7 protein-coding genes are annotated in these 13,186 nt (G+C 69.2%); 1 reads left to right on the forward strand and 6 read right to left on the reverse strand.

Annotated elements, in window-relative coordinates; all coding sequences use genetic code 11:
* Window positions 1-211 precede the first annotated feature (211 nt).
* The 6 genes from ACFYP5_RS12600 to ACFYP5_RS12625 all read right to left on the reverse strand — a co-directional run bounded on the left by ACFYP5_RS12600 (window position 212) and on the right by ACFYP5_RS12625 (window position 11,240).
* On the reverse strand, window positions 212-2,671 hold the full coding sequence (locus ACFYP5_RS12600) for a polysaccharide lyase 8 family protein (protein WP_389034159.1): 2,460 nt from the start codon (window positions 2,669-2,671) through the stop codon (window positions 212-214).
* Between the two features lie 117 nt (window positions 2,672-2,788).
* Window positions 2,789-3,517: a hypothetical protein gene (locus ACFYP5_RS12605; RefSeq protein WP_389034161.1), complete on the reverse strand. Its 729-nt coding sequence runs from the start codon at window positions 3,515-3,517 to the stop codon at window positions 2,789-2,791.
* 103 nt (window positions 3,518-3,620) lie between these two features.
* The gene (locus tag ACFYP5_RS12610; RefSeq protein ID WP_389034164.1) at window positions 3,621-6,095 is read right to left on the reverse strand and encodes a polysaccharide lyase 8 family protein; all 2,475 of its coding nucleotides are present in this window, start codon (window positions 6,093-6,095) and stop codon (window positions 3,621-3,623) included.
* A 343-nt stretch (window positions 6,096-6,438) separates the two neighbouring features.
* A complete protein-coding gene (locus ACFYP5_RS12615; RefSeq protein WP_389034167.1) occupies window positions 6,439-8,253 on the reverse strand; it encodes an ABC transporter ATP-binding protein in 1,815 nt (604 codons plus the stop codon).
* A 357-nt stretch (window positions 8,254-8,610) separates the two neighbouring features.
* Window positions 8,611-10,407 (reverse strand): acyl-CoA dehydrogenase, encoded by a 1,797-nt coding sequence (locus ACFYP5_RS12620; protein WP_389034479.1) that lies wholly within the window; start codon window positions 10,405-10,407, stop codon window positions 8,611-8,613.
* 62 nt (window positions 10,408-10,469) lie between these two features.
* The gene (locus ACFYP5_RS12625) at window positions 10,470-11,240 is read right to left on the reverse strand and encodes an SDR family oxidoreductase (protein WP_389034169.1); all 771 of its coding nucleotides are present in this window, start codon (window positions 11,238-11,240) and stop codon (window positions 10,470-10,472) included.
* Window positions 11,241-11,690: 450 nt separating this feature from the next.
* On the opposite strand from ACFYP5_RS12625, the gene ACFYP5_RS12630 reads away from it, so the two are divergent.
* Window positions 11,691-13,100, forward strand: coding sequence for an alpha/beta hydrolase family protein (locus ACFYP5_RS12630; RefSeq protein ID WP_389034172.1), 1,410 nt, complete (start codon window positions 11,691-11,693; stop codon window positions 13,098-13,100).
* The last annotated feature ends 86 nt before the right edge of the window (window positions 13,101-13,186 follow it).

Here is a 13,186-nt window from a genome sequence, read left to right on the forward strand (position 1 = left end):
TGACTTCGCCGTTGCTGAGGCTGTAGCCCGCGTTCGCCTTGCAGGGGCCGTAGGTGTGCGCACTCGTGTTGGTGCCGGTCCCGGGCTCGGGACTGACGAACGGCTTGCCCCAGACCGCCTGCCCGTAGGGGATCGAGTCGCAGTCGTTCCGCCGGTGAGGCGGCCGACTAGTGGACGCCGGTTCGTTGTCGGTCGACTGCCGGCCGGCCGGTCAGCCGAGCTTGACGGTGACCTTCTGTGTGGCACCCGCGGTGCCGCTGAGGTCGCCGAACGTGAGCCGCAGCGAAGCTCCGGTGGTGGCCCCTGTGACCGTCGCCGGCTTGGCGGTCACCGAGGCCACGGCCCTGTTCCAGGTGAGTGTCAGGGACGTCTGCATCCGCATCGGGTCGCTGACGCAGATCACCGCGGTGCCGTCGCTCCGTTCGCTGATCATCACCGCGCAGGGCGCGCTCGCGGTGAGCGTCCCGACGGTGCCGCCGAACCAGAAGTTGACCCCGGTGAAACCGATTGAGGGGACGCTGACGCCCTGCTGGTTGTCGGTGTTGGCGAGGATCTGCAACCAGCCCGTGTCCGCCGCTCTGGCGGAGGTTTGGGCCGCGGTGGCGCCCGGCAGGAGCGTGTAGGCGTACGAGGCGTTCACCGGGTTCGTGCCGTGGTCGACCCACATGGTCAGGTACTTGCGGTTCAGGGTGGTCGTGGAACTGCCCTTGTTGACAGTGCTCCACTTGCCGTCGCGGGCCTCGCGCTGCGCCTTGACGGTCGCACCGCCGGGGAAGACATATCCGCCGTGGCCCCCGATGTGGGCCCACATGGTGCCTGTGAGGGTCTCCGACCACGGGTAGGTCAGTGGCTTGGTGGTGCCGTCGACGGTGAAGGAGGTGCTGCCGGTGGGGCCGAGATTGCGGTTTTCGACGGTGGACTCCACGACTGTGCCGTCGCTGCACTTGATGCCTGCTCCCAGACAGACGATCGCGTCGTCGAGACAGAACCAGGACTTCTTCGCCAGCAGCGTGCTCTGCAGCCCTTTCAGATACTGCCCGATGGCGGCCCGCTGCCCGTCGGTGGCGCCGCCCACCCAGTTGACATCCGGCATGGACGCGCCCCAGTCGCCGCCGGCGGCGTCCGCGAGCGCCTTGCGGGTTGCGGTGATGCCGGGCAGCCGGTACGGGTCGACGGTGGGCCAGAAGGCGTCGCTGTACTGGCCGTTGCCGTAGGTGTCGCCCCACCAGTAGAGCATTCCGGAACCGGTGTGCCAGCCGCGCAGATTCTCGCCGTTGCCGGTCTCGTAGTACGTGATGCGCCTGTCGGCCATGCTGATCGAGGCGGCCCAGCCCGGGCGGCGATGGGTGGCCCGCGACATCTGGGTGAATAGCCGGTGGCCGGTCGGTTCGGCGATCGACGGGACCGCGGCGTCGTCCTGGACGCCCTTGAGCCGGGCGAGACCCGTCAGTCCGAGCGAGGGGTTGCTCATCGGCGGGCTGTAGTAGTCCCGCTGCATCCAGCCCTTGACGAGGCCGCGCCAGCGGGTGTTCTCGGCCGCGCTCGCACCCTGCCCGAGGAGCACGATCGAGGCCAGGATCGGATGGCCGCGCAGATGGTCGTCCTGCTGGATGTTCCTGGCGTCGGATGCGGTGATCCCTCGGCTGATGGCGCGGCCCGAGACGCCGTCCATCACCAGTCCGTTGTAGAGGAACGGCGCCCAGGCGTTCTCCACCGCGTCGAACACGATCTGTCGATCAGCGTCGGTGACCGCCCAACTGGACCCTGCGAGCAGCGCGAAGAGCATGCCGAGGCCGCCGAGCAGCACCGAGCCGTACGAGCCCGTGTACGGGACGGTGGTGTGCTGGATGAACGACCCGTCCGTATAGAGGCCGTCGCCGCCGGAGACGTACGGGAAGACGGGCGAGAGGGCGTCCCGCGCGAGCGCGATCTTGGCCGGGTCGTCGCCGACGACACCGCGCAGCGCGAGTACCCGGCACAGATCGACGCGGTTGGCGCCGGTACTGGTACCGGTGTAGCTCGACACCGCGGAGTCGGGCACGAAGTGGTCGACGGCCTTGATGTAGTCGGCGAGCTGGGTGGCCGGCAACTGGTCGTACATCAGGACGCAGACGTCGAGGAGGGCCTGCGGGGCGCCTATCTGCCAGCTGTACCAGTTGCCGTACCGGGTCCGGCTCTCGTTGTACACCTGGGAGCAGAGGTGGTCGAGGCCGGTCAGGATGTCGGTCCCGAGGCCGGCGTCGCCGGTCAGGCCGGTGCCCTGCTGGCAGAACGCCTGGGCCATGGTGCTCAGCCGGCCGTAACTGCTCGCCATGTTCCCCGAGAAGCCGTAGGACTCCTGGTCGGTGTCGGGCTCGGGGTCGACGAACACCAGGTCGGGCCAGAGCGAGCCGGTGGCCGGTGCCATGGACGACCGGAGCTGGGCAGCGGTGGCACCGAGGTCGGTGAGACGGCTCTTGAAGGGCTCGGCGGTCGGGCTGAAGCCCTCGCCGAGAATCAGGGTGCGCCATTTGGCGCGCAGCGCGGAGAACTCCTCCACGGACTCCGTCCGGGGGGTGCCCGCTGCTGCCGCGGCCTCAGGGGTCAGGAGGGGGTTCGAGGCCAGGCCGAGGGCGAGTGCCGTACCGCCGGTTGCGGCCAGGAAGGTACGACGGGGCCAGAAGCGCGTCATTGCGATCTCCGGATGAGGAGGCGGGAGGAGGCTGGGAGGCCCTGGACCGGCGTTGCGGATTCCGGGCAGGGGCTGAGGATCTTCGGTCGGGGGCGGGGCAGGGCGACGGGCCCGGATTCAGGGGGCGACGTCGGCGTACGAGGTACCCGCCTTCAGGCCGTCGACGTAGTTGATCTCCGCGTTCGCGGGGTCGTCGCTGTCGTAGGCGCCCCACTTGGGCTCGTTGTCGCCGTCCCAGGTGCGGCCGGTGTAGCGCGTCGAGCCGTTGCTGAAGGTCTGCCGCGTGCCGTTGAAGTACAGCTCGATCCAGCCGCCCGTGGCGGTGTCCGAGGTGTGGATGCCCAGCGCGAAGTCGTTGTACAGCCAGGCCGTGACGGGGGCGGACCAGATCAGGTTCCAGGTGCCGCCAGGAGCCACGTGGAAGAGCCGGACTTCGCCGTTCTTGACCTCCATGAGGACCGGGTAGTTCTGGGTGCCGTTGGGATAGGACTTCCACTGGAAGGTGACGAAGGCGCCGGTGGTGGTGGACACCGCGCTCGACCATCCCAGGTAGTACGTGCTGTTGTTCTGGAACTGGTAGGCGGAACCGCCGACGCGGATGTTGCGGGCCTCGCAGCGGGGGGAACCGCTCGGCTTGTCGAACTTCCAGACGTCCCCGTGACCGTGTTCGTCGTCGAACACGACCCCGACTTGGGCCGGCGCGTCGCAGTCCAGGGTGCCGAACACACCTGTTCCACCCGAGGTGTCGCCGTTCCAGAGGGGAGAGGCTGCGGCAGGTGAAGCCAGGACGAGAGTGAGAGTGAGGGGCAGGACGATCGCCGGGAGGGTACAGAGGCGCTTGAGCATGGGGGAAGCCCTTTCTGCTGCGATCTGTTCAGTTGAGGGGAACGGGCCGGGTTCCTGCTCACGCAGGTGGGAGGAACCCGGCCCGCTGAGGCGGTGCGGTGCGTCAGGCCGGCCGCACCCTGACCCGGTGGGTCGTGCCGTAGCTGCCGCTGAGGTCGCCGAACGTGATGGTGAGAGAGGAGCCCGTCTGCACATCGGTGACCGAAGGTGCCTTGGAGAGTACCGACTTGACGGGTCGCTTCCAGGTGAGGGTCAGGCCCGTGACGGTGCGGGACGGGTCGGCCACCGAGATCGTCGCCGCGCCGTCCCGCTTCTCATGGATCTGCACGCTGACGGGTGCGCTCGCCGTGACCATTCCGACCGTGCCCGCCCCCCAGAAGTTGATCCCGGTGAAGCCGAGGGAGGGGACCCGGATGCCGTGCTGTTGCGCCGTGTTGGCGAGGATCTGCAGCCACAGCGGGTCGATGGCGCGAGCAGCGGTGCGGAGCTCGCTCGCGCCGGGCATGAGGATGTACGCGTACGAGGCGTCCTGCGGGTCGGTGCCGTGATCCTGCCACAGCGTCAGATACCGGCGGGTGAATGAGGTCGGGGAGCTTCCGGTGTTGATGTCCTTCCAGGCACCTGTGCGTTCCTCGCGCAGTGCGCTGACCCGGCTGCCGCCCGACTCGGGGAAGACATACCCCGCGTGCCCCGCGATGTGCGCCCACTTGGTCTGCGCGCGGGTGGCCTGCCAGCCCTGGGTACCGGTCTGCGGGATGCCGTTGAGGCTGAGCCGGGCGGTGCCCGAGGCGCCCAGGTTGCGGTTGTCGATCACCGTCTCGACCGCGGTGCCGTCGGCCGAGGTGATGCCGGCGCCGAGACAGACGATCGAGTCGTCGAGCCAGAACCACGACTTCTTGGCGGTCAGCGTGCTGCCGACGCCCCGCAGATGCTGACCGGTGACGCCGAACTCGCCGTCGGTGGTGCCACCCACCCAGGCCGTGTCCGGTTTCGGGTTTCCCCAGTTGCCTCCGAAGCCGTCCGGCAGCGGCTTCTTCGAGACGGTGATGCCGGGCAGCCGGTACGGGTCGACCGTCGGCCAGAAGGTGTCCGAGTACTGCTCGAGACCGTGGTCGTCGCCCCACCAGGACAGCCAGCCCGAGCCGGTGTGATAGCCGCGGGCGTGCTCACCGTTGCCGAACTCGTAGTGCCCGATGCGCTTGGAGGCCATGCTGACCGAGGCGCCCCAGTCGCGACGACGGTGGGTCGCTCGGTCCATGCTGGAGAAGACCCGGTGCTCGGTCGGCTCGGGCGACGCCTTGACCGTGTCGTCGTCGAACAGTGTCTGCAGCCGGGCCGTGTTGACCAGGCTCAGCTTCGGGTTCTTCAGCGCGGGACCGTAGTAGTCGCGCTGCAGCCAGCCCTTGACCATGCTCTTCCAGCGGGCCTGCTCCTCGGGGCTCGCGCCCTGTCCGACCAACAGCACGGAGGCCATCACGCTGTGCGCGCGGGTGTGGTCGTCCTGGGGAAGCTGGAAGGGGTCGGACACCGTCAGGCCTCGGCTGATGCCGCGGCTGGAGACGTTGTCCATCATCAGGCCGTTGTAGATGAAGGGGGCGATGGCCTTCTCGACGGTGTCGAGGAAGAGCTGGCTGCCCGGGTCGTTCACCTGCCACGTCGATTCGCGCAGCAGCGCGAACAGCCGGCCGAGGCCGTCGTGGAGCACCGCGCCGTAGCCGCCGATGTAGGGGACGTCGGTGTGCTGGACGAACGAGCCGTCGGCGTAGAAACCGTCGCCGGTGGTGACGTAGGGGAAGACGGGGGAAAGCGCGTCACGGCCGAGCTGGATCTTGGCCGCGCTGCCGCCGACGACGCCTCGCAGGATGATCCCGCGGCACAGGTCGACACGGTTGGCGCCGGTGCTGGTTCCGGTGTACTGGGCTACCGCCGAGTCCGGCAGGAACTTGTCCACGGCCCGGCAGTAGGCGGCTATCTGCTCGGCCGACAGGTGGTCGTGGAGCAGCACGGCGGTGTCCATCAGCGCCTGCGGCGAGCCGATCTGGAAGTTCCACCAGTTGCCGAACCGGGCCTTGTTCTCGTCGTAGACGTCCGAGTAGAGGTGGTCCAAGCCGGCGATGACGGCGTCCTTGAGCGCGGCGTCTCCGGTGAGCCCTGTTCCGGGCTGGGCGTACGCCTGGGCCATGGTGTTCAGTCGCGTGAAGCTGTCGTTCATCCTGGCCGAGTAGCCGTACGACTCCTGGTCGGTGTCCGGCGACGGGTCGGCATAGCTGATGCCGGGCCACAGTGAGCCGGCCGCCGGCGCCATGGTGGCCTGGAAGCCGGCGGCCTGGGTGCCGAGCGTGGCGAGCTTGGTCCTGAAGGGCTCCGCGGTCGGGCTGAAGCCCTCGCCGAGTATCAGAGTGCGCCACTTGGCGCGCAGTACGGCGAATTCGTCGTCCGCCTGGGCGGCAGCCGATGCCTGGGTGCGAGTGGTGGCTGCGGCGGCGCCAGGCTCGGTGAGGCCGACCGCGAGCGCGGTTCCGCCGGTGGCCGCCAGGAAGGTGCGGCGGGACCAAGGGGGCGAGGAAGGGGGCGTCATGGGTGCTCCGGGGGCCGGGAGGGGTGCGGGATACCGCTGTGGAGTAGGCGGTTTCTAGCACGCAAGCGCTCAACCGATCAACAGAAGAAGCAGAATTGAGCATTTCGATCGTTCTGCGCGTTCATCTTTGGCCTACTTCGCCCCTCCTCCACCGCTTCCTCCTCAGCTGCGGTTCGCGATGGAACCTGCACCGCTGGAGCCCGTCCCCCCGCGTCCCGGAGCCGGGTTCGCACGGTGGCGTGCACCGGGCTGGGCCGGAGAGGATCCAGGTGTCAGGGCCGACCGACTCCGCCCAGCTCCAGAGTTGTCGGCAGGCACGGCGCCTCACCCACCGGGCCCGGGCTCAGTGCAGGTCGGCCCGCGCGGGGCTGCCGTCGAGGAATCCGCCCGACTGGTGCTGCCACAACTTCGCGTAGGAGCCGTCCGACGCGAGCAACTCCTGGTGGGTGCCCTGTTCGACGATCCGTCCGCGGTCCAGGACGACGAGTCGGTCCATGGTGGCGACCGTGCTCAGCCGGTGCGCCACCACGAGCGCCGTCCGCCCGTCCATGAGCCGCCACAGCGCCTCCTGGACGAGGATCTCGCTCTCGGAGTCCAGAGCGCTGGTGGCCTCGTCGAGCAGCAGGATGGGCGCGTCACGCAGGATCGCCCTGGCGAGGGCGACCCGCTGGCGTTGTCCGCCGGACAGCTTGACACCGCGCTCGCCCACCATGGTGTCGAAGCCGTCCGGCAGCGCGTCGGCGAACTCCGTGACGTGCGCCGCCTCGGCCGCGCGGCGGATCTCGGCATCGGTGGCGTCCGGCCGGGCGAACGCGAGGTTGTCCCGCAGCGTGCGGTGGAACATCGCCGGGTCCTGCGGCACGTAGGCGATCAGGCTGCGCAGGTCGGTCTGACGCAGCCTGCTGATGTCCTGACCCCCGATCAGGATCCGGCCCGCGTCGATGTCCGTCAGCCGGAGCAGCAGCCGGGTGAGCGTGGTCTTGCCCCCGCCGGACCGGCCGACGAGACCGATCTTCGCCCCGCTGGGCACGGCCAGGTCGAGGCCCTCGAAGAGCGGTCTCCCGCCCCCATGGGCGAAAGTCACCTGCTCGAAGCGGACGTCGGCGGCCTGGGAGAGCAGCGGCTCCGGCGACGCCGGGTCGAGCACGGTCGGCGGGGTCAGCAGCAGTTCGGTGAACTGCGCGGCCTCCGTCATCGAGCTCTCCAGGCGGCGGTAGATCTGGTTGAACTCGAACATGATCCGCGTCGCGTTGCTGTAGTACGTGAAGGCGACCACGACCGCCTCCACGCCGTGCCCGCCCCCGCCCAGCGTGACCGCGAGCAGCAGGCCCAGCGCGTTGGTCAGCACGGACATCGGCGCGACCAGCGTGTCGATGCGCAGGTTGCCGTAGTCCCACGACCTCAGCGTGAGCCGCCGCGACTGCGCGACGCGGGACCGATGCTCGGCGGCCTCACGTTCCTGGGCGGCGAACGCCTGGACCGTGTCGATGTTCGTCAGGCTGTCGGCGACGTGGCCCGACACCCGGGCGATCGCCTCCTCGCGCTGTTTGACGAGCGCCTGGCGGCGGCGGATGAGGGGCACCACGCACAGCGCCGTCAGTGCGATCATCGCCAGGAGACCGACTACGAGCAGCGGGTCGTAGCGCCACAGCACCACCGACCCGAACAGCAGCGGCACGAAGCTTCCCACGACCGAGAACGTAAGCGTGTCGATGAACTCCTCGAAGCGAGAGGCGAAGCTCAGGACCCGTTTGGTCAGCGACCCGGCGAAGTTGTCATGGAAGAACGCGGCGTCCTTGGCGAACAGCTCGTCCATGCCGATCACGTACAGGTGCTCGATGGCGAGGGCGGCTACGCGGTTCAGGCAGTGGAAGCCGATGCGCCACAGCGTCTCCGCGAACAGAAGGACGCCGGCGAAGCCGAGAACGTAGGGCAGCGTCGAACCGATGGAGATACCGTTGTCGCCTGCGATTCGGCCGACGAGCTTCGCGACGATCAGCGGCGCGATGTAGTTGATACCGATGTTGCCCAGCGCCGGCAGCAGCATCGCGGGCACCGTCAGCCGCGGGCACCGGGCCAACTCCCGTCCGTAGTAACGAAGTGCGAGGAGTACCGAGCCCCTGCTCCGAGGAGCCTCGCGCGATTCAGGTAAGCCCATCCCAACCCCGTGTTGTCGTGCAGCAGCCCGCCGTGCGCCTCTCGGGGGCATGCCGCTGTCTCCATGGCCGTGCGGAGCTCCGGTTCGAGTGTGTGCCCGCGCTCGGGTCGTCCTCCGACAGGCGGGGCACGACGACAAAGCCCCCCGCGCAGATCGCAGCGACGCCACCGTGCGAGTACGGGCGGTCCAGGCATCACAGTGTCCCGCGATGACGCCCGCAGAGTCCAAGCGTTTTTGTCAGCCGGCGGCGCACCGCACACACGTGCGCCCCCAGCTGGACAGGTGCGGGTCTCCAGGAGTCGGGTGCGACCTGTCAACGGCGCGTCGGCGGAGGGCAGGTACCGCGAAATCGTTGGATCAGAACCACTCGGGCCGGCTGTCCGCCGCGGTGCGGTCCAGGCTGTCGAGCAGGTCGAACTGCGGTCCCGTACCTGGTAGTTCGACGCGGAAGAAGTACCGGGCCGCCTGTCGCTTGCCCTCGTGGAAGTCGTCCGTGCCGTCGCTGAGCGCGAGGAACTGCTCCAACCAGATCCAGGCCAGCACCACGTGGCCGACGGCTTCCAGGTAGACGGAGGCGTTGGCCAGCGCGGTCGCGGGGTCTCCGGTCGACCAGAGCCTGGCCGTGGTGCGCTCGGCTCGGGCCGTGGCCTGCTCCAACGCGGCGGCCAGCTCGGCCGCCTCGCCGCCGCTCGCCGTGGCGCGGGCGACGGTTGTGGAGATGGTCTCCAGCAGCAGACTCAGCCCCGCTCCGCCGTTCGTGACCACCTTGCGGCCGAGCAGGTCCAGCCCCTGGATGCCGTGCGTGCCCTCGTGGATGGCGTTGAGACGGTTGTCCCGGTAGAACTGCTCGACGTTGTACTCGCGGGAGTAGCCGTAGCCGCCGTGCACCTGGATGGCGAGGTCGTTGGCGGCCAGGCACCACTGTGACGGCCAGCTCTTGGCGATGGGCGTCAGGACGTCCAGCAGCAGCCGGGCGCGGGCGCGCCCGGACTCCTGCTCGGCGGTGCGTTCGTCGTCGAGCAGGCGGCTGCAGTACAGGCTGAGCGCGAGGGCGCCCTCCACGTAGCTCTTCTGTGCGAGCAGCATCCTGCGTACGTCGGCGTGCTCGATGATGGGGACCTGCGGGGCGTTCGCGTCCCTGCCCGTCAGCGGGCGGCCCTGCGGACGGGTGCGGGCGTAGTCGAGGGCGTGCAGATAGCCGGTGTAGCCGAGCGCCGTGGCTCCGAGCCCGACGCCGATCCGGGCCTCGTTCATCATGTGGAACATGTACGCGAGCCCGTGGTGGGCCTCCCCCACGAGGAAGCCCACCGCACCCAGGGCGCCGCACGGGGTGTGCCGGCCCTCACCGAAGTTGAGCAGGGTGTTGGTGGTGCCGCGGTAGCCCATCTTGTGGTTGAGGCCGGCCGGCACCACGTCGTTCCGTTCGCCCACGCCGCCGTCCGGCTCGACCAGGAGCTTGGGCACGATGAACAGCGAGATGCCCTTCACGCCCGCCGGCCCACCGGGGATCCGGGCCAGCACGAGGTGGACGATGTTCTCGCTGAGCTCGTGGTCGCCGCCGGAGATCCACATCTTGGTACCGGTGATCCGGTACGTACCGTCGTCCTGCGGCACCGCCCGGGTGGTGATGTCGGCCAGCGAGGAGCCGGCCTGTGGCTCCGAGAGGCACATGGTGCCGAAGAACCGGCCCTCGACCATGGGCCGCACATACGTGTCGACCTGCTCCTTGCTGCCGTGCGCCAGGAGCAGGTTGGCATTGCCGACGGTGAGGAACGGATACGCGGCGCTGCCCACGTTGGCGGCCTGGAACCAGGCCATGCAGGCATTGGCGACCACGGTGGGCAGCTGCTGCCCGCCGACCTCGTAGTCCATCGCGGCGCCGGTCAGGCCGGCCTCGGCGAAGACCCGCAGCGCCTGCCCGACCTCCGGGATGACATGCACCCGCTCGCCGTCGAAGCGCGGCTCCTCGGCGTCGTTCTTCTTGTTGTGCGGGGCGAAGTGCCGGGTCGCGATGGCCTCACTGAGGTCCATCACCGCGTCGAAGGTGTCCCGGTCGTGGTCCGCGTAGCGGGGGTGGCGGGTCAGGGCCGTGACGTCCAGCCAGTCGTGGAGCAGGAAGTCCAGGTCGCGGCGGGAGAGCAGCAGGGAGTCCATGAGCATGGGTCCGATCGGGGAGGGCGACGGAAACAGGTACGCGTACGCGTCCGAGAGGCGGTTCAGACGGTGGTGCCGATGCCGCCGTCGACGGGGATCACTGCGCCGGTGACGTACGCCCCGGCCCGGCTGGAGAGGTAGATCGCCACGCCGGCCATGTCATCAGGGCGTCCGATCCTGCGCAGTGGTGCGGACCCGGCCACCGCGTCGCCCTGTGCCTCCAGCGTGGCGGCCATCATCCTGGACTCGAACGGGCCGGGGGCGATCGCGTTGACGGTGATGCCCTGCGGCCCGAGTTCCTTGGCCAGTACCCGGGTCAGGTGGTGCAGTCCGGCCTTGCTCGCCGCATAGGAGTAGGTGGGCAGCGAGCTGACGTGCAGCCCGTCGATGGAACCGACGTTGATCACGCGTGCAGGGTCGTCGTGGGAGCCGGCCTTGCGCAGCAGCGGCAGCAGCGCCTGGGTCAGCAGGAAGGGGCTGCGCAGGTTGAGGTCCATCACCTTGTCCCAGCCGCTGACCGGGAACTCGTCCAGTGGCGCTCCCCAGGTCGCGCCCGCGTTGTTGACCAGGATGTGCAGTTGTTCCTCGCGTTCGGCGAGTTCCGCGGCGAGCCGGTGGCATTCCTCCTCCCGCGACAGATCCGCGGGCAGTGCGATCGCCTCGCCGAGCGCGGAGAGCTCACGCACGGCCTCGTCGCAGGCCGCTGCGTTGCGGGAACTGACGTAGACCCGGGCGCCGGCTGCGACCAGGCCGCGGGCGATCATCAGCCCGATACCGCGGGACCCTCCGGTGACCAGGGCGGTTTTGCCGGAGACTGAGAACAGTGAGGTCACGGCGGACTCCAAAGGCGGTGATCGGGCAGGGGTGGGTTCTCAGGATACTAAGCGGTTGCTTAGAGCCCGTCAATCAGCCCGTCCCGTCGGGTCGCCGGTCGATCGGGCCCTGCCCACGGACCTGTGCGGCGGCAAGGGGCCGCGGGCGGCAGGGCAGCGACCGGCGCATCGTGCCGTCGGGCTCCGCACTCCGCACCGCAGCCCTCGGTGACCAAGGGCTGTCCCGTAATCCCTGGCGGGCGCGCGACGACAGCTACGGCACCTCGCCGCGTTGTCGGAACGCCCGAATACGACCGGCATGAGGACGCCCCTCCGCCTTGCGATGCACCGCATCTGACGCCGCGCGCTGATCCACCAGGGATTACGGGACAGCCCTTAGCAAGCCGTTCGGGGGAACGGCCGGTGTCGTGCGTCGAGCCGCAGGCGCAGTGACTCCTACGGTCGGCCGGCATGACGCACGTATCGAAGAACGCAGCCGACCTCGGTCGGCGGACCGCTCTCACCGGGCTCGCCGGCGCGGCCGGGGCCCTGCTGGCAGGGGGCTGTACGCCCCTGGGCGCAACTTCCGCGCAAGGGCCCACACCCAGTCGTACGGGATCGGCCACCGGCTCCGCGGACGGTGCCACGCCCGGGGTGATGACCCTCTTCAAGGACCCGGGGTTCAACTTCAACGGTCTTCTCGCACTCGGCGCCGCAGGGCAGGGCTCCAGCGAAGTGGGCGAGGTGCTCACCGCCGTGAACGAGATCAACAAGGCCGGCCCTTCGCCCCAGACGTATACCGCGGCGTTCAAGAAGCTCGGTGATCAGCTGATGGTGGCGCCCGTGGGCGGCAAGGCCGGGACGGGGACGACGCGCCTTCGCGCGCTGCGGGCAGCGCAGTACTACGGCCAGGCGCTGTTCTTCGTCCTCGGCTCCGACGCCCCCGGTGGTGAGGAGCGGCTGTACAAATCGGGGCGCCGCGGCTGGGACACGTTCTGCAGGCTGTCCGGCCCGCCCCCGGTGACGGCGGCCGTCCCGTACGGGAGGACGCCGCTTCCTGTCTGGTTCTTCCGGCGGGACGACTCCGGCGAGCGACGCCCCACCGTGATCCTCACCAACGGCAGCGACGGTCAGAACGTCGACATGTGGACCTACGGCATCCAGGCCGCCCTGGAGCGCGGCTGGAACGCCCTCGTCTACGACGGGCCAGGTCAGGGGCAGTTGCTCTTCGTGGACCGGGTGGTGTTCACGCCGCGCTGGGAAACGGTCGTCACTCCCCTCGTCGACTGGCTGGTCGCCCGCACCGACGTGGACGCCGGCAGGATCGCCCTGACCGGGCTGAGCATGGCGGGCAACCTGGCACCTCGGGCCGCCGCCTTCGAAGGCAGGATCGCCGCTCTGGTGGCGATGCCCGGTGTTCTGGCTCCGTGGCTGGGTTTCCCTCCGGAGATCCGGAAGATCCTCACCCCGGACAAGGCGGAGACGAACAACGTCTGGAACAAGCAGGTCGTCCCCGAGCTGACTCCGGCCGAGGCCGCGACGTTGAAGAAGCGGTTCGAACCCTTCTCCGTGCCGGCGATGCTCGCTGCCCGTGACGGGAAGATGTTCACGGACTTCCACACCCCCGCCCAGCTGATCAAGTCGCTCGACATCACGGACGTCGTAGGGCGCATCAAGATGCCCACGTTGGTCCTGGACTACGACGACGAGCAGTTCTATCCGGGGCAGCCGCGCCAGATGTTCGACAAACTGACGTCCCCCAAGGACTACGTGAAGCTCACCGCGGCCACCGGCGCGCAGCTGCACTGCTCCCCGATGGCCCCGCAGCAGCACTGCGAGGTCGTCTTCGACTGGCTGCAGGAGACGTTGCCCGGACGCTGACCGCGCCTGACACGGAGTAGTGGACAGCACTCGGTACGACGCCGCTGCTTCGCCATCCGAAGAAGGCTCGCGCACGGCCCCCGCTC

Source organism: Streptomyces sp. NPDC005262 (assembly GCF_042872425.1).
In the GTDB taxonomy this organism is placed as follows: domain Bacteria; phylum Actinomycetota; class Actinomycetes; order Streptomycetales; family Streptomycetaceae; genus Streptomyces.